General features: G+C 69.4%; 17 protein-coding genes. 9 read left to right on the forward strand and 8 right to left on the reverse strand.

The window, feature by feature from the left end:
• Positions 1–10: 10 nt before the first annotated feature.
• Positions 11–1,648 carry a chaperonin GroEL gene (gene groL / locus AC1DSZ_RS20510; protein WP_188516489.1) on the forward strand — a complete coding sequence of 546 codons (1,638 nt, stop codon included), beginning with the start codon at positions 11–13 and terminating at the stop codon, positions 1,646–1,648.
• A 487-nt stretch (positions 1,649–2,135) separates the two neighbouring features.
• A complete protein-coding gene (locus AC1DSZ_RS20515; protein WP_476840199.1) occupies positions 2,136–4,247 on the forward strand; it encodes an ABC transporter ATP-binding protein/permease in 2,112 nt (703 codons plus the stop codon).
• Positions 4,248–4,631: 384 nt separating this feature from the next.
• Here the strand turns inward: AC1DSZ_RS20515 and AC1DSZ_RS20520 are convergent, their stop codons facing one another.
• The 3 genes from AC1DSZ_RS20520 to AC1DSZ_RS20530 form a co-directional block, all read right to left on the reverse strand.
• Positions 4,632–5,105: an META domain-containing protein gene (locus AC1DSZ_RS20520; protein ID WP_476840200.1), complete on the reverse strand. Its 474-nt coding sequence runs from the start codon at positions 5,103–5,105 to the stop codon at positions 4,632–4,634.
• A gap of 352 nt (positions 5,106–5,457) precedes the next feature.
• Entirely contained in the window at positions 5,458–6,441 is a 984-nt protein-coding gene (gene hisG / locus AC1DSZ_RS20525; RefSeq protein ID WP_476840201.1) for an ATP phosphoribosyltransferase, read from the reverse strand.
• On the reverse strand, positions 6,438–7,559 hold the full coding sequence (locus tag AC1DSZ_RS20530) for an ATP phosphoribosyltransferase regulatory subunit (protein ID WP_476840202.1): 1,122 nt from the start codon (positions 7,557–7,559) through the stop codon (positions 6,438–6,440). Before AC1DSZ_RS20530 ends, hisG begins: the two co-directional genes overlap by 4 nt.
• Before the next feature lie 222 nt (positions 7,560–7,781).
• On the opposite strand from AC1DSZ_RS20530, the gene AC1DSZ_RS20535 reads away from it, so the two are divergent.
• Entirely contained in the window at positions 7,782–8,660 is an 879-nt protein-coding gene (locus AC1DSZ_RS20535) for a TIGR01459 family HAD-type hydrolase (RefSeq protein WP_476840203.1), read from the forward strand.
• Between the two features lie 15 nt (positions 8,661–8,675).
• On the opposite strand, the gene aptA is transcribed toward AC1DSZ_RS20535, so the two are convergent.
• Positions 8,676–10,025: an omega-aminotransferase AptA gene (aptA, locus tag AC1DSZ_RS20540; protein ID WP_476840204.1), complete on the reverse strand. Its 1,350-nt coding sequence runs from the start codon at positions 10,023–10,025 to the stop codon at positions 8,676–8,678.
• A 507-nt stretch (positions 10,026–10,532) separates the two neighbouring features.
• Positions 10,533–10,760, reverse strand: a complete 228-nt coding sequence (locus tag AC1DSZ_RS20545; protein ID WP_188516496.1) for a heavy-metal-associated domain-containing protein — start codon at positions 10,758–10,760, stop codon at positions 10,533–10,535.
• Between the two features lie 307 nt (positions 10,761–11,067).
• On the opposite strand from AC1DSZ_RS20545, the gene AC1DSZ_RS20550 reads away from it, so the two are divergent.
• A complete protein-coding gene (locus tag AC1DSZ_RS20550) occupies positions 11,068–12,705 on the forward strand; it encodes an EAL domain-containing protein (RefSeq protein ID WP_476840205.1) in 1,638 nt (545 codons plus the stop codon).
• Between the two features lie 22 nt (positions 12,706–12,727).
• Here AC1DSZ_RS20550 and hisS read toward each other — a convergent pair whose 3' ends face one another.
• The 3 genes from hisS to AC1DSZ_RS20565 form a co-directional block, all read right to left on the reverse strand.
• Complete coding sequence (gene hisS / locus AC1DSZ_RS20555) at positions 12,728–14,347, reverse strand: histidine--tRNA ligase (RefSeq protein WP_476840206.1); 1,620 nt, start codon at positions 14,345–14,347, stop codon at positions 12,728–12,730.
• Between the two features lie 100 nt (positions 14,348–14,447).
• Positions 14,448–15,074 (reverse strand): hypothetical protein, encoded by a 627-nt coding sequence (locus AC1DSZ_RS20560; protein WP_476840207.1) that lies wholly within the window; start codon positions 15,072–15,074, stop codon positions 14,448–14,450.
• A 55-nt stretch (positions 15,075–15,129) separates the two neighbouring features.
• The gene (locus AC1DSZ_RS20565) at positions 15,130–15,513 is read right to left on the reverse strand and encodes a response regulator (RefSeq protein ID WP_188516500.1); all 384 of its coding nucleotides are present in this window, start codon (positions 15,511–15,513) and stop codon (positions 15,130–15,132) included.
• A 233-nt stretch (positions 15,514–15,746) separates the two neighbouring features.
• On the opposite strand from AC1DSZ_RS20565, the gene AC1DSZ_RS20570 reads away from it, so the two are divergent.
• From AC1DSZ_RS20570 to AC1DSZ_RS20590, 5 genes are all read left to right on the forward strand, one after another.
• On the forward strand, positions 15,747–16,211 hold the full coding sequence (locus AC1DSZ_RS20570; protein ID WP_476840208.1) for a MaoC family dehydratase: 465 nt from the start codon (positions 15,747–15,749) through the stop codon (positions 16,209–16,211).
• Positions 16,212–16,301: 90 nt separating this feature from the next.
• Complete coding sequence (locus AC1DSZ_RS20575) at positions 16,302–17,309, forward strand: bifunctional riboflavin kinase/FAD synthetase (protein ID WP_476840209.1); 1,008 nt, start codon at positions 16,302–16,304, stop codon at positions 17,307–17,309.
• A gap of 218 nt (positions 17,310–17,527) precedes the next feature.
• Positions 17,528–20,539, forward strand: coding sequence for an isoleucine--tRNA ligase (gene ileS / locus AC1DSZ_RS20580; protein ID WP_476840210.1), 3,012 nt, complete (start codon positions 17,528–17,530; stop codon positions 20,537–20,539).
• Positions 20,503–21,066 carry a signal peptidase II gene (gene lspA, locus AC1DSZ_RS20585; RefSeq protein WP_476840211.1) on the forward strand — a complete coding sequence of 188 codons (564 nt, stop codon included), beginning with the start codon at positions 20,503–20,505 and terminating at the stop codon, positions 21,064–21,066. Before ileS ends, lspA begins: the two co-directional genes overlap by 37 nt.
• 88 nt (positions 21,067–21,154) lie before the next feature.
• A complete protein-coding gene (locus tag AC1DSZ_RS20590; protein ID WP_476840212.1) occupies positions 21,155–21,823 on the forward strand; it encodes a hypothetical protein in 669 nt (222 codons plus the stop codon).
• Positions 21,824–21,904: the final 81 nt, after the last annotated feature.

The raw sequence follows: 21,904 nt of genomic DNA on the forward strand, positions 1-21,904 counted from the left end.
GCTAGACGTCATGGCTGCCAAAGACGTTCGCTTTTCCTCCGACGCCCGCGACAAGATGCTGCGCGGCGTGGACATTCTCGCCAACGCCGTGAAGGTGACGCTCGGTCCCAAGGGCCGCAACGTCGTCATCGAGAAGAGCTTCGGCGCTCCCCGCATCACCAAGGACGGCGTCACCGTCGCCAAGGAGATCGAGCTCGAGGACAAGTTCGAGAACATGGGCGCCCAGATGGTGCGCGAAGTGGCCTCGAAGACCAACGACATCGCCGGCGACGGCACCACGACCGCCACGGTCCTCGCCCAGGCGATCGTGAAGGAAGGCGCCAAGGCCGTTGCGGCCGGCATGAACCCGATGGACCTCAAGCGCGGCGTCGATCTCGCCGTGACGGCGGCCCTCGAGGACATCAAGAACCGCGCCCGCAAGGTTGCGTCCTCGGCTGAGGTCGCGCAGGTCGGCACCATTTCGGCGAACGGCGACAGCGCCATCGGCGAGATGATCGCCCAGGCCATGCAGCGCGTCGGCAACGAAGGCGTGATCACGGTCGAGGAGGCGAAGACCGCCGAGACCGAGCTCGACGTCGTCGAGGGCATGCAGTTCGACCGCGGCTACCTCTCCCCGTACTTCATCACGAACGCGGAGAAGATGGTCGCCGAGCTCGAGGACCCCTACATCCTCATCCACGAGAAGAAGCTGTCGTCGCTCCAGGCGATGCTGCCGATCCTCGAGGCCGTGGTGCAGACCGGCAAGCCGCTCGTCATCATCGCCGAGGACATCGAGGGCGAGGCTCTCGCCACCCTGGTGGTCAACAAGCTGCGCGGCGGCCTGAAGGTCGCGGCCGTGAAGGCTCCGGGCTTCGGCGATCGCCGCAAGGCCATGCTGGAGGACATCGCGATCCTGACCCAGGGTCAGATGATCGCCGAGGACCTCGGCATCAAGCTCGAGTCCGTCACCCTCAACATGCTGGGCCGCGCCAAGCGCATCCGCATCGAGAAGGAAAACACCACGATCGTCGACGGCGCCGGTGAGCGTTCCGACATCGAGGCGCGCGTGTCGCAGATCAAGGCGCAGATCGAGGAGACCACCTCGGACTACGACCGCGAGAAGCTGCAGGAGCGTTTGGCCAAGCTCGCTGGCGGCGTCGCGGTGATCCGCGTCGGCGGCGCGACCGAGGTCGAGGTGAAGGAAAAGAAGGACCGCGTCGACGACGCCCTGAACGCCACCCGCGCTGCGGTGGAAGAAGGCATCGTCCCCGGCGGCGGCACCGCGCTGCTGCGCGCCAAGGGCGCCGTCTCCAAGCTGAAGTCGGACAACGCCGACGTCCAGGCCGGCATCAACATCGTGATGAAGGCCCTCGAGGCTCCGCTTCGCCAGATCGTCGAGAACGCTGGCGTCGAAGGCTCCATCGTGGTCGGCAAGATCGGCGAGAACCCGTCCGAGACCTTCGGCTTCAACGCCCAGACCGAGAAGTATGTCGACATGCTCGAGGCCGGGATCGTCGATCCGGCCAAGGTCGTCCGCACGGCTCTCCAGGACGCGGCCTCGGTCGCCGGCCTGCTGATCACCACGGAAGCCATGGTCGCCGAGATCCCGAAGGACAAGCCCTCCATGCCCATGGGCGGCGGCGGCGGCATGGGCGGCATGGACTTCTAAGTCCAACGCCGCTCGGTTCTCCGAGCCACAGAGTAGTGAAGGGCGGCCGCAAGGCCGCCCTTTTGCATTTGCGCCGGCGTGCGACAGCGCCAAAAGCGCACCCTCCCTCGAGGGGAGGGTGGGCCGCGGCGCGGACGGAGCTGGTGAGAACGGCCGCGCCACCCTCCCGTCATTGCGAGCGCGAGCGAAGCAATCCAGTCTAACGCCGGGCCTTTAGACTGGATTGCTTCGCCTCCGGCTCGCAATGACGGCGAGGCGTTGCGATAGCTGGGACACCCTCCCGTCATTGCGAGCGCGAGCGAAGCAATCCAGCCTGATGACGGGCTTTTAGACTGGATTGCTTCGCCTCCGGCTCGCAATGACGGCGAGGCGCCTCAACGCTGCATAAACTCCGGACGAGTTGCAGGCTCTTCGGTTCGGCGTCGCCGCGTGTTAAGCCTTCGCGCCGTTCGCGCGCGTCGCGCCCTTTCCGAGAGACCGCAGCCCCATGCATGGATCGAAGCTGAAGCCGCTGGCCCTCGTGGTTCTGGCCGCCGCGTTGGCGGCGGGCGTGGTCGGGGCCGTGCGGGGCGATCCCGCCGCGCTCGGCCTCGCCTTCGTGGGGCTGCTGCTGGCGGGCGCGACCTGGCGCTCGGCCGTGATCTCGGTGTTCCTGCGCATCTTCGTCGCGATCTTCGCGGTGGAATACGTGCTCGCGAGCGCGGTGGTGCTGCTGGTGCGCGGCGGGCTCTGGCCGGACGCCCTGGCCGACCTCGCGGTTCCCACAAGCCTGCCGATCACGGTCGGCGTCTTCGGCCTCATCGTGTACGGGGCGTCGCACCTGCACGTGATCCGCACCATCACGCGCATCGCGGATCTCTATTTCGCCACCCGCGAAGTCGGCGTCGCCCGCATCTGGCCCTTCGGAACCGTGCAGGTGCGCGAGAACCGTCTCGCGGCCGCCGCCATCACGTTCCTGATCGTCATCAACCAGGCGCAGGTCGGCATCTCGGTGCGGCTGTCCTTCTTCAACCGCGACTGGTTCAACGCCATCCAGGAGAAGAACGCCGACGCCTTCTGGTCGCTGCTGTTCACCGTGTTCCTGGTCTGGGCGGCCGTCTACATCGCCAGCGCGATCGTCGAATACGTCGTGCAGTCCGGCCTCAGCATCCGCTGGCGGCGCTGGCTCACGGATCATTTCGTCAGCGACTGGCTGGGCGACCACCGCCACTACCGCATGAACCTCGCGGGCGTCGGCGCCGACAACCCCGACCAGCGCATCGCGGTCGACATCGATCGCTTCATCGATTCCACCTACAGCTTCTCGATCCGCCTGCTCGCGACCGTGAGCTCGCTGGTGTCGTTCTCGATCATCCTGTGGACGATTTCAGCCAACTTCACGATCCCGGGCACCGAGATCGTGATCCCGGGCTTCCTGTTCTGGGTGGCGCTGCTCTATGCGGGCATCGGCACGCTGATTACCCACCTGATCGGCCGGACGCTGGTGCCGCTGAACTTCACGCAGCAGCGCTACGAGGCGGATTTCCGCTTTTCGCTGGCGCGCCTGCGCGAATATTCCGAGCAGGTCGCCCTGCTGGACGGCGAGCGCGCCGAGCGCGGCATCGTGATGGGGCGCTTCGGCTCCGTGCTGGCGAATTTCTGGCAGATCGTCGGCGTCCGCAAGCGGCTGCTCGCCTTCACGGCGTCCTATGGGCAGATCAGCCCGCTGATCCCCTACGTGATCGCCGCGCCGTTCTACTTCGCGGGCAAGATCCAGCTCGGCCAGATGAGCCAGACGGCCGGCGCCTTCGGCAATGTGGAAGGCGCGCTGAACTTCTTCGTCAGCTATTACGTCAGCCTGGCCGAGTACAAGTCCGTCATCGACCGCCTTACCACCTTCAACGACGCGATCGAGACGGCGGGCTCCATCGGAACCAAGCCGCCCTGCGTCGAGCTGGTGCAGAAGGCCGGGCAGACCGACGTGCGCGTGGACGCGCTGGAGCTCGCGCTGCCCAACGGCAAGACCATCGTGACGATCGACGACCTCAAGCTGCGGCCGGGCGAGTCGACGCTGGTCACGGGCCCGTCGGGCTCCGGCAAGTCGACGCTGCTGCGCGCCGTGTCGGGCATCTGGCCCTATGGCGACGGCCGCATCAGCGTGCCCGAGGGCCAGAGCGTGATGCTGCTGCCGCAGCGCCCCTATATCCCGATGGGCACGCTGCGCGGCGCCGTCACCTATCCGGAGCTCAGCGGCGCCTATGACGACGCGGCCCTGCGCGACGCGCTCACGGCCGCGCGCCTGCCCGCACTGGTGGATCGGCTGGACGAGGAAGACATCTGGCCCCAGCGCCTCTCGGGCGGCGAGCAGCAACGCCTCGCCATCGCGCGCGCGCTGCTGGCCAAGCCCGACTGGCTGTTCCTGGACGAGGCGACCTCGGCGCTGGACGAACTCGGCGAGGCCGCGCTCTACAAGATGCTGGCCGAGCGCCTGCCCGGCGCCACCATCGTGTCCATCGGCCACCGCTCGACCCTGATCGCCATGCACAAGCGCCACCTGCAGATGGCCCCGAAGGGCGACCTGTTCACCACCGAGGAGGTGGAGCGGAAGGCGAGCGCGTGAGGAGTTCACGCCGGCGCGAAGCGCCACCCTCCCCTTGAGGGGGAGGGTCGCCGCGCAGCGGCGGGGTGGGGTGACGCCGGGCGTTGGCCGAGCCGATGGGACCGAGTTCTTCCCCGGCTGCACCCCACCCCGCCGGCCTCCGGCCGTCGACCCTCCCCCTCAAGGGGAGGGTGGGCTGCGGCATTTTTCGCTGATGATCAGGTGAGACGAGCGTCCGACGCGGGCTCTCCTTCTCCCCCCGGGAGAAGGTGTCAGCGAAGCTGACGGATGAGGGACTGACGCTGGTCAGTCACCTCGATGATCGAGCTTGCTGGATCTGCGTTAGACCCTCATCCGGCCCTTCGGGCCACCTTCTCCCGGAGGGAGAAGGGGTGCGTCGCCAGCTCAGATCGAGCGCTGGAACTTCAGCTCGCCGTGCTGGCTCTGGATGATCAGGTAGCCGTCCTTCACGTCCCACACCTGGGCGGTGCGGAAGGCGACCAGGAAGGCCTTCTCGAGGTCCATCACGCCCTTGTCGCAGGCCTTCTTGGTGGACGCGATCGGCCCCACCGCGAAGCGCTGCTGCTGCAGCGGGTAGGCGGTGGCCGAGAAATTGTTGCAGCCGCCGAAGCCGCGGGCGCGGAACTGGCCGTCCAGCATGATCGACGGGCGCTCGCCCGACGTGAACGTCTTGCCGTTCATGCTCGCCAGCGTCCACTGCACGTCGGTGGGGAACACTTTCTGGGCCTTGGGAACAACCACCTCGCCCTGCTGCGGCGCCCGGCTGCCCTTCTGCTGCGCGAGCGCCTGCCCGGCGCCCAGCGAGGCGAGAACCGCGGCGGCGCAAACAAGACGCATGGAGGACGAACGACGCAGCATGATGGCAGACCCCTTGTGGAACGGCGGCGGAGCATAGTCACCCAAAGGCGCCCTCGCAATGGCGAGCGTCTGGTTTGACGGGTGCGTTTCTGCGCTGTTTCAGCGCCTCGCCGTCATTGCGAGCCGGAGGCGAAGCAATCCAGCCTGAAGGCCGGGCGTTTAGGCTGGATTGCTTCGCTGTCGCTCGCAATGACGGGAGGGTGTCACGGCCGGCTCCGCGCCTCGCCGTCATTGCGAGGAGCGAAGCGACGCGGCAATCCAGGCGCGGGGCGAAGGCCTTGGCGCATGGTGGCCCAGCATCAGCCGGATTGCTTCGCTGACGCTCGCAATGACGCGAGGGTGTAGCGCGCCCTCAGCCGCCGATGCGGCGTTCCAGCTTCTCGATCAGCGGGTTGGAGGCCGAGAACACGTAGTCGTTCTGCCGCACCGCCACGCGGGTGGCGCCAAGGGCGACGAGCGCTTCCGAGAGGGGGAAGATCTGCCCGGCCGGGCATTGCAGCGTCACCACGCCGGCGGCTTCGTCGCGCTGCAGGAGGCGGGCCGAGAACGGCGCCAGCGCATCCGCGCCCAGGGCGGCGCGGGGCAGGGTGGCGGTGACCTCGCGGGTGGTGCGGGCTTCTTCCTCGGCGGCGATGCGGGCCAGGATGGAGCGGGCGGCCCGGCGGGCGCGCTCGCCCCAGGGCGCCTGCGTGGAGGCCGCCAGATTGGCCTCGCTCTTCAGCATCACGCCGTCGTCGATCACCTTCAGGGCGTTGGCGGCCAGCGTCGCGCCCGTGGTGGTGATGTCGACGATGAGCTCCGCCGCGCCCGAGGCCGGCGCGCCCTCGGTGGCGCCGAGGCTCTCGACGATGCGGTAGTCGGCGACGCCGTGCTGGGCGAAGAACGCGCGCGTCAGGTTCACGTATTTGGTCGCGACCCGCATCTTGCGGCCGTGCCGGGTGCGGAACACCGAGGCGACATCCTCCAGGTCCGCCATGCGGCGCACGTCGATCCAGGCCTGCGGCACCGCCACCACCACATTGGCGTGGCCAAAGCCGAGCGGGGTCAGCAGTTCGAGCTTCTGGTCGGCGTCCGGCAGGCTTTCGCGGATGAGATCTTCGCCCGTGATGCCCAAGTGCGCGCCGCCCTGCGACAGCTCGCGGGCGATCTCGGAGGCGGAAAGGAACAGGACCTCCACGTCCGGCACGCCCGCGATCACGCCGCGATAGTCGCGCGCGCCGCGACCCTGCGACAGCGGCAGGCCGGCGCGCTTGAAGAACGCGAAGGCGTTTTCCTGCAGGCGGCCCTTGGACGGGACGGCCAGGATCAGCGGGGCGTCGGCGGAGTGGGTCGTCATGCCAGCGCTCCTGCGAGCCGATCGAGCCAGATGGAGCAGCCCACGGCCGGGATGGGGTGGGAAGCGCCGAGCGTCTGGATCAGCCGGTCGTAGCGGCCGCCGCCGACGATCGGCCGGGCGTCCGCCTCACCGCCGTCGCGGATCTCGAACACCACGCCGGTGTAGTAGTCGAGGTTGCGGCCAAAGGCGGCGGAAAACGCGATCTGCGCGACGTCCACGCCGCGCGCCGCGATGAAGCCCGTGCGGGCGTCGAAGCTGTCGAGCACGGCGCCGAGGTCGAGCCGGGCCTCGACCGCCAGCGCGCGCAGCTGGGACGAGGCGGCGTCGGGATCGCCCGCGATGGCGGCGAAGCGCTGGAGCACCGCGACCGCCTCGGGCGAGACGCCGGCGTCGGCCTCGGCTTCGGCGCGGGCCAGGAAACGCTCGGCGATCTCGGCGGCGGTGCGCCCGCCCACGGTCGAGATGCCCGCGATGTTGAGGACGTCCTCCACGAAGGCGCGGGCCGCCTTGGGGTCCTGCCCCTGCACGGCGCGCAGCAGGCCGGCGTGCTCGCCCCCCACCGCATGTGCGGTCGCGAGATCCTCGCCCAGCGCGGCGGCGAGCCCGCCCTGCGCATAGGCGCGGCGCAGCTGGCGGGCGCGGGCCGGCGGCAACGCCAGCGCGTCGAGAAGAGCGGTAAACAGGCCGACGTCGCCGAGCCGGATCTCGGGGCGGCGCAGGCCCAGCGCATTCACGGCGTCGAACGCGATGGCGAGCACTTCCGCGTCCGCCGCCTCGGCGTCGTCGCGGCCGTAGGATTCGATGCCGGCCTGCCAGAATTCGCCGCTCTCGCCGGCGCGCAGCCGGAACACCGGGCCGCCATAGGACAGCGCCGCCGGCTCGGCCGCGCCGGGCGAGGCCAGATAGGCGCGCGCGACCGGGATCGTGTATTCGGGCCGCAGCGCCCATTCGCGCCCGGCCGCGTCCGTGGTGACGAACATGCGGGCGCGAATGTCCTCGCCCGAGAGGTCCAGGAACACGTCGGCGGGCTGCAGCACGGGCGGTTCGACCCGGCCGTAGCCGGAATCGCCGAAGCTCGCGACCAGCGCGTCGGCCAGATCCTGTGGCGTGCGGTCCATGTCCTCTGCCCTGCGTCCCTAGTCCTGCCTCGCATCCTGCGGCGTCGATCCCATAGCAGGCGAGGGCGCGGGGCGCGACCTTCTTTGCCGTGGAGGGTGAACGCTCCGTAGAGCCGCCGCGCCCGCGCGGCGCCGCCGCCTTGACACGCGCCCGCCGCGCCGGTAGCGGCGGGGCTCCTTCCCGTTCCCATTCAGCGGCCGAGCCGCGCCAGCGGTGACCCGATGACTGAAACCACAGCGCTGCCCGAGATCCTGTCCGGCGTCGAGGGCTGGATCGGCCGCTACGACCTCATCCTGTGCGACATCTGGGGCGTGCTGCACGACGGGCTGAAGGCCCACCCGGGCGCGGGCGACGCGCTCACGCGCTTCCGGCAGGCCGGCGGCACGGTGGTGCTCGTCTCCAACGCGCCGCGGCCGGCGCTGTCGGTGGTTCCGCATCTCGACCAGCTCGGCGTCGTGCGCTCGGCCTGGGACGGCGCGGTGACGTCGGGCGACGTCACCCGGGCGATGCTGGAGGAGCGGGCCGGCACGGCCTATTACTGGCTCGGCCCGGACCGCGACGCGCCCCTGTTCGACGGCCTCTCGGCCCGCCAGGTCCCGCTCGAGGAGGCGCAGCTCATCGTCTGCACCGGCCTCCTGCATGACGAACACGAGACCCCGGCCGACTACGCCCAGCTGCTCGCCGCCGCCAAGGCGCGCGCCTTGCCGTTCGTGTGCGCCAATCCGGATCTCGTGGTGGAGCGCGGGCAGGACCTGATCTACTGCGCGGGCGCGCTGGCGCAGGCCTATGAGGAGATCGGCGGCGAGACGATCTACGCCGGCAAGCCCTATCCGGCCGTGTATGCGGCGGCGCGCGACATCGGCGCGTCCATTCGGCGCGAGCGCACGCCCGAGAGCCGCATCCTCGCCATCGGCGACGCGCTGCGCACCGACATCGCGGGCGCCAACGCGCTCGGCTGCGACTCGCTGTTCGTTGCGCGCGGCATCCACACGCACGAGCTCGGCATCGCGGACCGCCCGCTGCATGCCGAGGGCCTCGGACGCCTCATGGCGACCGCGACGGTGAAGCCCACCGCCGCCATCGACAAGCTCGCCTGGTAGGGCGAGCGGCGGCGCTTACGCGACCGCCCGGATCACCTTGCCGAGCTTGTCGACGAGCTCGCCGATCTGCTCCTCGGAGATGATCAGCGGCGGCGTAACCGCGATGGTCTCGCCGGTGATGCGGATCATCAGGTCATGGTCGCGGAACGCCCGGTCCATGGCCTCGAACGCGCGCTTGCCCACAGCGTCGGGCCGCGACGCGAGGTCGATGGCGCCGACCATGCCCACCGCCCGGATGTCGAGCACGTTGGGCAGGCCCTTCAGCGTCATGATGGCGTCGATCCACTTCGGCTCCATCGCCTTGGCGCGCTCGAACAGGTTCTCGTCGCGATAAAGGTCGAGGGTCGCGAGGCCCGCGGCAGCCGCCAGCGGGTGGCCCGAATAGGTGTAGCCGTGGAAGAGCTCGATGGCGTTGTCGGGCCCGTTCATGAAGGCGTCGTAGATGCCCTTGCGGGCGATCACGCCGCCCATCGGCACCGTGCCGCTGTTCACCGCCTTCGCGAAGGTGATCATGTCCGGCACCACGCCGTAGCGCTCGGCCGCAAAGGCGCAGCCCAGCCGGCCGAAGCCCGAGATCACCTCGTCGAAGATGAGCAGGATGCCGTGCTTGTCGCAGATCTCGCGCAGGCGCTTCAGGTAGCCTTTCGGCGGCGGCAGCACGCCGGTGGAGCCCGCCATGGGCTCCACGATAACGGCCGCGATCGTGGAGGCGTCATGCAGGGTGACGATGCGCTCGAGGTCGTCGGCCAGATGCGCGCCCCACTCGGGCTCGCCCTTGGTGAAGGCCTGCTCCTGCCGATTGTAGGTGTGCGGCAGGTGGTCGACGCCCGCCAGCAGCGAGCCGAAGAACTTGCGGTTGTTGACGATGCCGCCCACCGAGATGCCGCCGAAGCCGACGCCATGGTAGCCGCGCTCGCGGCCGATGAGGCGGGTGCGCGAGCCCTGGCCCTTCACGTTCCAGTAGGCGAGCGCGATCTTCAGCGCGGTGTCCACGGCCTCGGAGCCCGAATTGGCGAAGAACACGTGGTCGAGATCGGCCGGCGCAAGCGCGGCGATGCGCGAGGCGAGCTGGAAGGCCTTGGGGTGGCCGAACTGGAAGGTCGGCGCGAAATCGAGCTCCGCGGCCTGCTTCTGGATCGCCTCCACGATGGGCTGGCGGCCATGCCCGGCGTTGCAGCACCACAGGCCCGCCACGCCGTCCAGGATCTTGCGGCCCTCGGGGGTGATGTAGTGCATGTCCTTCGCGCCCGCGATCATGCGCGGGTTCTGCTTGAAGGAGCGGTTGGCCGTGAACGGCAGCCAGAACGCGTCGAGGTCGTTCGGTGCGACGTCGCGGCCGGACAGGTGATCGTGAGCAAGTGACATGGGGCCTCCGGGCGGTCGGCGACGAAGCTGAACGTGTCGGAAAAGCCTAGCAGGGCGCCAGCCCGCGCGAAAGCCGCCCCCATGCGTGGCCCCTGCGAAACTGCGGCCGTCCGCCGCAGCTTTTTGGCAGAAGATGCGAGAAGGCAGGGTGTGTCGGATGCTGGGAGGCTGTCGAGAGCGACCCAGCGCCTCGCCGTCATTGCGAGCCGGAGGCGAAGCAATCCAGTCTAATGACCGGGCTTTTAGTCTGGATTGCTTCGCTGTCGCTCGCAATGACGGGAGGGTGGCCCCGGCCCGGGAGCGTTCCACCATCCCCTCATCCTGAGGAGCGTCGCCCCTTGGCGATGCGTCTCGACGGACGAGGGACTCCAGGGCGCTCGGCAATTCCGCGTTCTGGACTCCTCGTCCTTCGAGACGCAGGCCCAAGCGGGCCTGCTCCTCAGGATGAGGGGCGTTGTGGGGCGGCTAGACTGCTTTCCCGTCAACGCGGCGCGAGCGATCGCGCCCTCACGCCAGCGGCACGGCCTCGTAGCCGGCCTTGGTGATGGCCTCCGCCAGGCCGTGCGGGTCGGCGCTGGTGCGGGCGTTGACGCGGGCGTTGTCGAGGTCGACCGAGACTTCGGCGCCGGGGTCGAGCCGCTTCACCACGCGGGTCACTGCGTTGGCGCAGCCGCCGCAGGTCATGCCTTTCACGGCCAGGACGACGTCGGGCGTGGTGTTCAGTGCTTCGCTCATGATGGTCTCCGGGCGTGGCGCCGCACACGGGGCGTCCGCCATTCCGGATTCAGATAGGCGCGTGCACGCCCCACGCCAAGAACCCGCGCTGCAAGAACCCCACTGGCCGGCCACCCTTCAAGCCAGCCTCAAAGGCCGCCGTCGCGCGAAAAAGGCCGGGAAAGCGCGGGCGCAAAAGGGGAAACGGCTTTTCGGGCGCGGGTGGATGCGACACTCTCCGGCCCAAAGGCGGTTTCGTCGGGCATCGTGCGGTGATTCGCACGCGCGGCGGCCGTCGGGGCAGCATCAACCGGGCAACCGTTCCGCCGTGACCAGCAGGTTCGAACCCATCGCCATCTTCGCGGGCGTCGTCATTCTGGCGGGCGCCAGCGCGCTCACGCTGTGGAGCGGCGTTGGCCTGTCCTGGCCGATTTCGGCGCTGGCCGGCATGGCGACCGCGGTGGCGCTGCTGGCGATCGCCGCCTGGTCGCGCCGCGGCGGCGCGCCGGCGCCCATCAACACGAGCGAAGTCGCGGCCGTGCTGGAAGAGCTGGCGGCGACGCGCGAGCGCCTGGCCGCCGTCGAGGAGCGCATGGGCGTGCTGGATCGCGCCATGGTGGAATACAGCCGCAAGACCGTGACGGCCGTCGCCAACGAGCTCGACATGGTGGGCTCCGTGGTGCGCGACCTCGCCCAGGCGGTCGCGATGCACGACGCCGAGCTGTTTGCCCGCACGGACGCCCCCAACCTGCCCGCCGACGCTTCGGCCGCCGACGTGGCGCGTTCCGCGTTTCAGGCGCCGCCCGAGGCCCCGCGCGCCGCCGAGGCTGCGCCTCACAACGAGCCGCCGGCTCCCAGGCCCGGCCAGTCGCGGGATGACCGGAACTTCGTCGCCAAGGCAATCACGCAGGAGCGGCTCGACCTGTTTCTGCAGCCCGTGATGGCCGCGCCGCACCGCAAGGTGACGCTCTACGAGACCATGGCGCGCGTGCGGTTGCCGTCCGGCGCCTTCGTGGAGATGCCCGATGTCGCCGCCATCGCCCAGCAGCGCGGCCTCGCGGCCCAGTTCGACGCCTATCTGCTCGCCAATGTGGTGAAGATCGCCCGCCACCTGCTTGGGCGCGGCCGCGACGTGCCGATCCTGTGCGGCCTCACCACGCGCGCGCTGGTGGACCAGACCTTCTTCCAGGCCCTGACGGCGCTCGGGGCGGCGGAGCGTGAACTCGTCGGCCGCATCGTCTTCCAGTTCCCGCTCGCCGACGTGCGCGCTTTCGGCGCGCTGGAGCTGGAGGGGCTGGAGGCGATCCGCGAGCTCGGTTTCCGTTTCGCGATATCGGGCGTTTCGGACCTGAAGCTCGATGCCCGGCCCTTGTTCGAGCGCGGGTTCCGCTTCGTCAGCGTCTCGGCCGAGCTGTTGCTGGCGGCCCAAAGCGGCGCGGTGCCGACCGACATCCATCCCGCCGACCTTGCCGGCCTCATGGCGCGGCATGGCCTGGCGCTGATCGTCGAGGGCGTCGACGCCGACGACGTCATGATCGACCTGGCGGATTTCAGCATCGCGCTCGCGCGCGGCGACATCTTCGGCGCTCCGCGTCCGGTGCGGGCAGACGTGCTGGCCGAGCGGCCCGTGGCCGAAAGCCGGGCCGCGCCCGAGCCTCAAGCAGCGCCCGCCGCGCAAGCCCCGACTGCCCCGCAGGCTTCGCCTGCCTCGCAGGCGTTCCGCCCCGAGCCGGTTTCGGCGGCCGCACGTGCGCGCACGGCCGCGACGCCGGCTCCTCGCCCCGAAACCCAGATGCCGCCGCCGGATTCGGCGCTCGCCGCGCTGGTGCGCGAGCTTGGCGCGTCCCGCCCGGCGCCGCAGCCGCCGCAACCCTCGCCGGAGCCCACCGTCGCGGACCCGGCCGCGGCGGGCGACGGGCTGCGCCAGTCGCTTCGCTCATTCCTGAAGAACGGCGCCGGGCGCTGAGCCCGGCCTTCCGCGTCGCCGCTCAGCCGGCGTGGCGCGCCAGCACCTTGCGGACGGCCTCGACCAACTCGCCCTCCGGAACCTCGAACTGCGCCTCGGCCTGCATGGCGAGGTAGGTTTCGCGGTCGGGCGCGCCCGAGAGCTTGGCGCCGAGCACGAGGTCCTTGACCTGCACGGCCCCCTTCTCGCGCTCGTTGGAGCCCTGGATCACCACGCAGACGCTGCCGCGCTTGTCGGCGTATTTCATTTGCGGCTTCATGCCGGCGCCGCCGAGATAGAGCTCGGAGCGGATGCCCGCCCGCCGCAGCTGCGCGACGAGGCCCTGGTAGTGGGCGATCTGGTCGCGATCCATCACCAGCACGACCACGGGCCCGAGCCCGGCCTTGTCCTCGATCTTGCCGAGCACCTTTAGCGCCGCCAGGAGGCGCGATACGCCGATCGAGAAGCCCGTGGCCGGAACCGGCTCGCCGCGAAAGCGCGCCACGAGCCCGTCATAGCGCCCGCCGCCCGCCACCGAGCCGAAGCGCACCGGCTTGCCGTCGTCGCCCTTCACCTCGAAGGTGAGCTCGGCCTCGTAGACCGGGCCGGTGTAGTATTCGAGGCCGCGCACCACCGAGGGGTCGATGATGACGCGGCCGTCATTGTAACCGCCAGCGCAGACCAAGTTCCAGATTTGCTGAAGCTCTTCAACGCCGGTTCTACCTTGTTCCGATTCGCTTAGTAGTTCCCCGAGGACAGAAAAAATCGTGTTTGCGCGAACGCGATGTTCTCGACGGATCTCGCTCTCATGGACTCCGATATTTAGGTTGGCCAGTTTGTCATGGATCGCGTCCAATGCAGCCTCGGCGTCACCCACTGCGGGCGTTTCGCGGGCTTCTTCAAACAGCTTCGAGATCTCTAAAACTGAAATCAGCGACTCAATCTCTTCGTCCCGTAGCCCCGCGCCCTTGGTGAAATCGCCGCTTGGGTCCATGCGGCCCGGGCCGAGCAGGTCGCGCACGCCGTCCGAGCCCACCTTGTCGAGCTTGTCGATGGCGCGCAGCACGATCAACCGCCGCCCTGCGTTCTCGTCGCCCGCGAGGCCGATGGCCTCCAGCACGCCGTCGAGCACCTTGCGGTTGTTGACCTTCACGACGTACTGGCCGCGCGGCACGCCGACCTTCTCGAGCGTGTCCGCCATCAGCATGGCGGCCTCGGCGTCGGCCGCCACCGAGGGCGCGCCCACCGTGTCGGCGTCGAACTGCATGAACTGGCGGAAGCGGCCGGGGCCGGGCTTCTCGTTGCGGAACACCCAGCCGCAGCGATAGCTGCGATAGGGCTTCGGCAGGCTATCGAAGCGCTCCGCCACCGAGCGGGCGAGCGGGGCCGTGAGGTCGTAGCGCAGCGACAACCACTGGTCGTCGTCGTCCTGGAACGAGAACACGCCCTCGTTGGGCCGGTCCTGGTCGGGCAGAAACTTGCCCAGCGCCTCGGTGTATTCCACGAACGGCGTTTCCACCGCCTCGAAGCCGTACAGCTCGAAGGTGTCGCGGATCGCCGCGAGCATGCGCTCGGTGGCGGTGATCTCGGCCGGGCCGCGGTCGGCGAAGCCGCGCGGCAGCCGCGCCTTCACGCGGGCGGATGTGTCGTCAGTGTCGGCCATGATGGGGCGCCCGGAACTTGCAAAACTGCCCGCGTCCTAGAGCATTTTTGGCCCGAGCGGTATCCGGCGCCGCGAAAAAGGCGCGCGGCGAGCGAAGCGCCTATTTCCAGGCGATGTCGTTCAGGTCGTCGAAGATCTCGTCGACGCGCTGCTGGTCGTTGCCCTCGCCGGGCGCGGCGGGGCCGATCGGGTCGAAGCCGTCGGCGCCGATGGGCGCATAGTCGATCAGGTCGGGGGTGGTGCGGGTGTGCACCATGGTGGCCAGCCGCGACAGGCGCCGCTCCAGCGTCTGCATGGTGGAGCGGATGCGCTGGGCCCGCTGGCGCGCCAGGTCCTGAAACGCGCAGGCCACGAAGATGGCGGTCATCTTCTCGCCCACGAAGGCCTTGTAGGCGGCGGGATCCATCGCGCCGGCGGCGGCCACGACCTCCTCGGCCGCCCCCATGATGGACTGCGACGAGCGTTCGGTGCCCTCGATGATGCAGTCGAGCTCGCGGATGGTGGCCGGGATGCGGTCCTTGGCGATTTCGTCCGCGCCCAGGCGGGCGACCTCCTGGCGGAGAAAGCGCAGGTAGTCGGCGGCTGCGTTGAGCTCGCGCACGAGCGGCGTGCGCGATCCGGCGGCCTCGCCGGCCAGCGCCTCGAGCGGGCGCATCGGCCGGTGGTGGACGCCGCGCGCCGGCGTTGCGGCGTGGGCGGGGGATGGGCGGGCGGCGCTGTCGGTCATGGGTCTGGTCTCGAGCGCACGGCTTCGGCGTCGCGGGGGTGCGACGCGAAACCGCTCAGGGGCCGCAAACGGCGTCGATCTTCGCCTTCAGGGTCTGGGCGTTGAACGGCTTGACGATGTAGCTCGACACGCCCGCCTTCTTGGCCGCGATGACGTTGTCGGTCTTCGACTCGGCCGTCACCATGATGAAGGGGGTGTCCTTCAGGCCGTCGTCGGCCCGGACGGTCTTCAGGAGCTCGAAGCCGGTCATCGGCTCCATGTTCCAGTCCGAGATCACGAGCCCGTAGCGGCGCTGCTTCAGCTTCGCCATGGCCTGCACGCCGTCCGTGGCGTCGTCCACGTCCTCGAAGCCGAGTTGCTTGAGGAGGTTGCGAATGATGCGGATCATCGTCTGGTAATCATCGACAACGAGGATCGGCATCGAAGTTTCGAAGCCCATGAACTGTCCCCCTCAAACGTGGGTCCTTGACCGACGTCTAGCTTCTGGATCGCAAGTGGCAGCCGCACTACCGACCGACACCCTAGCGGGCGCGGCTTTCAAACCTGTTAATGCCAAGGGTTTGAGTTGAATCGCGGAAAGTCCAATAGCCTGCTTCCTAACGTTTTGGCTAAGTTGGCCAGCGTGGCCTACACAAACAGGGCCAACCGGCGGTTGAAAATACAAGGAAACCGATGACGTTGCGCACTTACACGATCGATGAACTCAAGGTCGGCATGCGCGAAACGCTGCTCCGCACCGTGATGGAGAGCACCGTGAACACCTTCGCGGAGCTGTCCGGCGACATAAATCCGGTTCATCTGTCTGCCGATTACGCAGCCTCGACGCGCTTCGGCCAGCGTATCGCGCACGGCATGTTCACCGCCAGCCTGATCTCGGCCGTGATCGGCACGCGGCTGCCGGGCCCAGGCGCGGTCTACCTGTCGCAAACGCTGCGCTTTGTCGCGCCGGTGCGGATCGGCGACGTGGTGGCGGCCGTCGTGGAGGTCGCCGAGATCATTGAGAAGGGCCGCCGCGTCCGGCTGGACTGCCACTGCCTAGTGGACGGAAAGCCCGTTCTGGAAGGCGAGGCCTGGGTGATGGCCCCGGCTTCGGCCCGGCCCAAGCCCGTGGCCGGCGAGGCCGTCGCGGGCGCTTGACCCGGCCGGCCCTGCGCGCCAGTTTGCGCGCGGTTCGCGCCGCCCCGGCGCCCCTCCGCCCTCCAGCCTCCCGAAAAGGCCTCACGCCGCGTGCCCGCTCCCGGATCAACCCTCTCCCATGAGCGCCCCTTCACGGTGGTGCGCGGCGCGGCCCCGGATGTGGGCGCGCTCGCCGGCGCGGTGGCGGCGGTGGGCAATTTCGATGGCGTCCATCTCGGCCACAAGGCCGTGATCGGCCGCGCCCAGGCGCTCGCGGCGCGGCTCGGGCGGCCCGCCTGCGTGCTCACCTTCGACCCGCACCCGCGCGCCTTCTTCCGCCCCGACGAGCCGATCTTCCCGCTCACGCCCGAGCCCGTGAAGCTCGCCCTGATGGCCCGCATGGGCCTCGACGGCGCGATCGTGCTGCCCTTCGACGCCGCCCTGGCGGCCATGTCGGCGCAGGATTTCCTGGCCGACCTGTTCCTGCGCCGCCTCGGCCTGTCCGGCGTGGTGGCGGGCTACGACTTCCACTTCGGCGCCAACCGGCAGGGCACGCCGGCCTTTCTGGCCGAGCAGGGCAGGGCGCTCGGCCTCGCGGTCGACATCGTCGAGCCGCTGGCGCTGGCGGGCGGCCCGGTCTCGTCCACGGCCATCCGCCGCGCGCTGGCGGAGGGAGACGTCGAGCAGGCCGCACGGTTGCTGGGCTACCGCTGGGTGGTGCGCTCCACCGTGCAGCACGGCGACAAGCGCGGCCGCACGCTGGGTTATCCCACCGCCAACCTGCGCATGGCCCCGGGCTGCGCCCTGCGGCACGGCATCTACGCGGTGCGCATCGCCATCGACGGGGCGGTGCACGACGGCGTCGCGAGCTTCGGCCGCCGCCCGACCTTCGACGACGGCGCGCCGCTGCTGGAGGTCTTCGTGTTCGACTGGAGCGGCGATCTCTACGGTCGCACCGTGGACGTGGAGTTCGCGGCCTGGATCCGCGGCGAGGCGAAGTTCGACTCGGCCGAGGCGCTTATCGCCCGCATGGACCAGGACAGCGCCGAAGCCCGCGCCGCCTTGGCGCGCCCGGCGGATTGTCCAGCGCCGTCGGCGTTGCCGTTGCGACTGGTTTGACGCGCCAGCCCTTTCTTCCCCGCGCCTGCGCTGCTAGAACCCGGCCATGACCGCAGCGGCGCAACGCGCGCTTGCCCCATTTTTGCGAATTACCGGCCCGGCCCTCGGGTGAGGCGTTTTGCTTCGCGAGGGTCCGGGACTTCGGCGCATGCGCGCTTCTTTCGCCCGATCGTCTCTCGCCCGCCGCCTCGCGGCCGGCCCAATCCGGTTGCACCTCGATGAACGACGCCGCCTCCACTCCCGCCGAAACCGCCGGCCGCGATTATTCCAAGACGCTGTTTCTGCCGCAGACGGAGTTCCCGATGCGCGCCGGCCTGCCGCAGGCCGAGCCCAAGCTGCTGCAGCGCTGGGAAAGCAACCAGCTCTACCGGCTGCTGCGCGAGAGCGCGGCCGGGCGGCCGAAATTCGTGCTGCATGACGGCCCGCCCTACGCCAACGGCAACATCCACATCGGCCACGCGCTCAACAAGATCCTGAAGGACCTCGTCACCCGCTCGCAGCAGATGCTGGGCTACGACTCAAACTACGTGCCCGGCTGGGACTGCCACGGCCTGCCGATCGAGTGGAAGATCGAGGAGCAGTACCGCGCCAAGGGCAAGAACAAGGACGAGGTGCCGGTCGTCGAGTTCCGCCAGGAATGCCGCGCCTTCGCGGAGCATTGGCTTGGCGTGCAGCGCGAGGAGTTCAAGCGCCTCGGCATCACGGGCGACTGGGAGAACCCTTACCTTACCATGGCCTATCCGGCCGAGGCGCAGATCTCACACGAGATCATGAAGTTCGCCGCCACCGGCCAGCTCTATCGCGGCTCCAAGCCGGTGATGTGGTCCGTGGTGGAGCGCACCGCGCTCGCCGAGGCGGAGGTCGAGTATCACGACCACCAGTCGACCATGATCTTCGTGAAGTTCCCGGTGCGGGACACGTCCGACGTGTCGCTCAGCGACGCCTCCGTGGTGATCTGGACCACCACGCCCTGGACGATCCCGGCCAACCGCGCCATCGCGTATTCCAAGACCGTGGAGTACGGCCTCTACAAGGTCACCGAGGCGCCCGAGGGCAACTGGGCCAAGGTGGGCGACCTCTACGTGCTGGCCGACAAGCTCGCCGACAGCGTCATGAAGGCCGCGAAGGTCGACGCCTTCGAGCGCATCCGCGAACTTGACCCCGCCTTTGTCGAAACCTGCTCGCACCCGCTCGCCGGCGTCGCGGGCGCCAACGGCTTCTATGATTTCGGCGTCCCCATGGTGGCGGCCGACTACGTCACGGACGACGCCGGCACGGGCTTCGTCCACACGGCGCCCGGCCACGGCGCGGACGACTACATCACCTTCATCAACAACCGGCAGGTCTTCGCCGCGGCCGGCACCCAGGAGGTGCCGCACACGGTCGGGCCGGACGGCGCCTACTATCCCAATGTGGCGCTGTTCGCCGGCGCGCGGGTGCTGGACGACAAGGGTAAGGATGGCGACGCCAACAAGCGCGTCATCGAGAAGCTCGTCGAGGTCGGCGCGCTGGTGGCGCGCGGGCGCCTGCAGCACAGCTACCCGCATTCCTGGCGCTCCAAGGCGCCGCTGATCTTCCGCAACACGCCGCAATGGTTCATCGCCATGGACAAGGGCGTCTCGGCCCTGGGCAACCGTACGCTGCGCGAAGTCGCGCTCACGGCGATCAGCCACACCCGCTGGGTGCCGGCCGCCGGCGAGAACCGCATCAACGGCATGATCGAGAACCGGCCCGACTGGGTCATCTCGCGCCAGCGCGCCTGGGGCGTGCCCATCACGGTGTTCACCCGCGAGGACGATAGCGGCAATGTCGTCGAGCTCGCGCCCGGCCCCGATTTCGCGGCCAGCGAGGCTCTCACCACCCGCATCAAGGACGCCTTCGCCGAAAAGGGCGCGGACGCCTGGTTCGAGGGCGACCCCCGGCGCTTCCTGGAGGGCCTCGTGGACGACCCCTCCGCGTGGACGCCCGTCTATGACGTGCTCGACGTCTGGTTCGACTCCGGCTCTACCCACGCGTTCACGCTGGAGGATCCCGAGCAGTTCCCGGGCCTCGCGGGCATCCGCCGCGTGGTGGATGGCGGCCAGGACACCGTGATGTATCTCGAGGGCTCGGACCAGCATCGCGGCTGGTTCCATTCCTCGCTGCTGGAAAGCTGCGGCACTCGCGGCCGCGCGCCCTATGATGTGGTGCTCACCCACGGCTTCGTTCTGGACGAGAAGGGCCAGAAGATGTCGAAGTCGCAGGGCAACGTCACGGCCCCGCAGGACGTCATCAAGGAGGCGGGCGCCGACATCCTGCGCCTGTGGGTGGCGGCGGCCGATTATTCGGACGACCTGCGCATCGGCAAGGAAATCCTGAAAACCTTCGTCGAGACCTACCGCAAGCTGCGCAACACCCTGCGCTGGATGCTCGGCACGCTGGCGCATTATGACCCGGATGCGCCGCTGCCGACCCAGATGCCCGAGCTGGAGCGCTTCGTCCTTCACCGCCTGGCCGAACTCGACACGCAGGTGCGCGAGGCCTATGCGGAGTTCGACTACAAGCGCGTCATCGCGCTGCTCAGCAGCTTCATGACGAGCGACCTGTCGGCCTTCTACTTCGACGTCCGCAAGGACGTGCTGTATTGCGACCCGGCCTCCAGCGAGACCCGTATCGCCGCGCTGGCGGTGGTCGACGCCGTGTTCCGCCGCGTCAATGGCTGGCTCGCCCCCATCCTGGTGTTCACCGCCGAGGAGGCCTGGCTGGCGCGCAATCCGGGCTCCGGCGGCTCCGTGCATCTGGAGCTCTTCCCGGACACGCCGGCGGCCTGGCGCGATGACGCGCTGGCCGAGAAATGGGCCCGCATCCGCCGCGTGCGCCGCGTCGTCACCGGCGCGCTGGAGATCGAGCGCGCGCAGAAGCGCATCGGCTCCTCGCTGGAGGCCGCGCCGGAGCTCTACGTGGCCGACCCCGAGCTGCGCGCGCTGCTCGCCACCGTCGACATGGCGGAGGTCTGCATCACATCCGGCCTCGCGCTGATGGAGGGCGAGGCGCCTGAAGGCGCGTTCAAGGTCGAGGACGCGCCCGGCGTCGCGGTGGTGTCCCGCTCCGCGCCCGGAACCAAATGCGCCCGCTCGTGGAAGTTCTCCACCGAGATCGGCGCCGATCCGGATTATCCGGACGTGACCCCGCGCGACGCCGCGGCGCTGCGCGAATGGGACGCCGCCCACGCCGCGCAGACCGCCGCGTGACGGCCGGACGCTACGCCCGGGCCGGCGCCCTCGTGGCCGTCGTGGCCCTGCTGATGGACCAGGCATCCAAGGCCTGGATCCTGCACGTGTTCCGGCTGCCGGAGCGGCCGCCCGTGCGGGTGGGGCCAATCGAACTCGTGATGGTGTGGAACCGGGGCGTGTCCTACGGCCTGTTTCAGCAGCACGAGGACTGGGGCCGCTACCTGCTGGTCGCCCTGTCGGTTGTCGCCGCGATCGGCCTCGCGATCTGGCTGCGGCGCGCGGGCTCGTGGCTGGTCGCGATCGCGCTGGGGCTCCTCATCGGCGGCGCGCTCGGCAACGCCGTCGACCGGGTGGCCTATGGGGCCGTGGCGGACTTCGTGCTGCTCTTCTGGATCCCGTTTTTCCCCTACGTGTTCAACGTCGCCGATTCGGCTATCGTTGCGGGAGTGGCCTTGCTTCTGTATGACTCCGTCGTCGTCGAAGGCCGCAAGGCGCGGCCGGCCGGGCAGGACGCCGCCGGGGCAGACCCGGGCGCAGGCATCTGAGGTTCGGCGCAGCGCCTTGAATTGGCCGCGTTAGGTGGGCATCAGCTCGCAAGAGTTGCAGGGCTGCCGGCGAAAGGGATCGCGTTCCATGGTGTTCAAGCTTTCCACGAAACTGGCCCTCGCGGCCGCCGCGATGGCGGCTTCGCTGTCCTTCGGCACGCCCGCCATGGCGCAGAGCGAGACGCTCAACAGCCTGATGGGCTTCCTGGGCCTGCAGAGCGACGAAAAGCCCGAGATCGAGTATCGCGAGCGCGCCCCGCTGGTCGTGCCGCCGAAGATCGAGCTGCGCCAGCCGCAGCAGTCCGCCAATCGCGGGGCCAACTGGCCGACCGACCCGGACGTCGTGAAGGCGCGCAAGAAGGCCGCCGAGGCCCGCGTGCCCGTGCACGACACGCAGACCTACAAGCTCAACGAGGGCAAGCCGCTCAGCGTCTACGAGATGCGGGCGGGCCGCCAGGAGGGCGCGGGCCTCAACACCGGCCCGGCCAATCCCTACAAGGATGACCTGCGCGCCGAGTTCTGGGCCGGCCCCGAGAAGATGCAGAACCGCGGCAAGCTGAGCGGGCCAAAGAAGGACGAGATGCTCGCCGGCGTCGAGCCCGAGCGCCAGTTCCTGACCGACCCGCCCATCGGCTACCGCGCGCCCTCGGCCCGCGGCGCAATGGCGCTGCCGAAGGCTCCGGTGGAGCCCAAGCTGAGCGACAATCAGGAAGGCAGCCCGTACGAAATGTGGCGCAAGCCCAAGCCCGTCGAATAAGCGAGCGCCTGAAGCCGACCCGAGGGGCCCTGTCGAAAGGCAGGGCCCCTCTCTATATTTGGAGCCACAGCCGGGCGTCGC

It is taken from the genome of Alsobacter sp. P4_H11 (assembly GCF_056400925.1).

What these genes read in the sequence shown, in the direction of transcription:
- AC1DSZ_RS20530 (WP_476840202.1), bottom strand. Translation starts at nt 7,559, where the DNA reads ATGGACCGCACGCCACAGGATCTGGCCGACGCGCTGGTCGCGAGCTTC.
- AC1DSZ_RS20570 (WP_476840208.1), top strand. Translation starts at nt 15,747, where the DNA reads ATGACGTTGCGCACTTACACGATCGATGAACTCAAGGTCGGCATGCGC.
- hisG (WP_476840201.1), bottom strand. Translation starts at nt 6,441, where the DNA reads ATGACGACCCACTCCGCCGACGCCCCGCTGATCCTGGCCGTCCCGTCC.
- AC1DSZ_RS20590 (WP_476840212.1), top strand. Translation starts at nt 21,155, where the DNA reads ATGGTGTTCAAGCTTTCCACGAAACTGGCCCTCGCGGCCGCCGCGATG.
- aptA (WP_476840204.1), bottom strand. Translation starts at nt 10,025, where the DNA reads ATGTCACTTGCTCACGATCACCTGTCCGGCCGCGACGTCGCACCGAAC.
- groL (WP_188516489.1), top strand. Translation starts at nt 11, where the DNA reads ATGGCTGCCAAAGACGTTCGCTTTTCCTCCGACGCCCGCGACAAGATG.
- ileS (WP_476840210.1), top strand. Translation starts at nt 17,528, where the DNA reads ATGAACGACGCCGCCTCCACTCCCGCCGAAACCGCCGGCCGCGATTAT.
- AC1DSZ_RS20535 (WP_476840203.1), top strand. Translation starts at nt 7,782, where the DNA reads ATGACTGAAACCACAGCGCTGCCCGAGATCCTGTCCGGCGTCGAGGGC.
- AC1DSZ_RS20560 (WP_476840207.1), bottom strand. Translation starts at nt 15,074, where the DNA reads ATGACCGACAGCGCCGCCCGCCCATCCCCCGCCCACGCCGCAACGCCG.
- lspA (WP_476840211.1), top strand. Translation starts at nt 20,503, where the DNA reads ATGGGACGCCGCCCACGCCGCGCAGACCGCCGCGTGACGGCCGGACGC.
- hisS (WP_476840206.1), bottom strand. Translation starts at nt 14,347, where the DNA reads ATGGCCGACACTGACGACACATCCGCCCGCGTGAAGGCGCGGCTGCCG.
- AC1DSZ_RS20565 (WP_188516500.1), bottom strand. Translation starts at nt 15,513, where the DNA reads ATGGGCTTCGAAACTTCGATGCCGATCCTCGTTGTCGATGATTACCAG.
- AC1DSZ_RS20520 (WP_476840200.1), bottom strand. Translation starts at nt 5,105, where the DNA reads ATGCTGCGTCGTTCGTCCTCCATGCGTCTTGTTTGCGCCGCCGCGGTT.
- AC1DSZ_RS20515 (WP_476840199.1), top strand. Translation starts at nt 2,136, where the DNA reads ATGCATGGATCGAAGCTGAAGCCGCTGGCCCTCGTGGTTCTGGCCGCC.
- AC1DSZ_RS20545 (WP_188516496.1), bottom strand. Translation starts at nt 10,760, where the DNA reads ATGAGCGAAGCACTGAACACCACGCCCGACGTCGTCCTGGCCGTGAAA.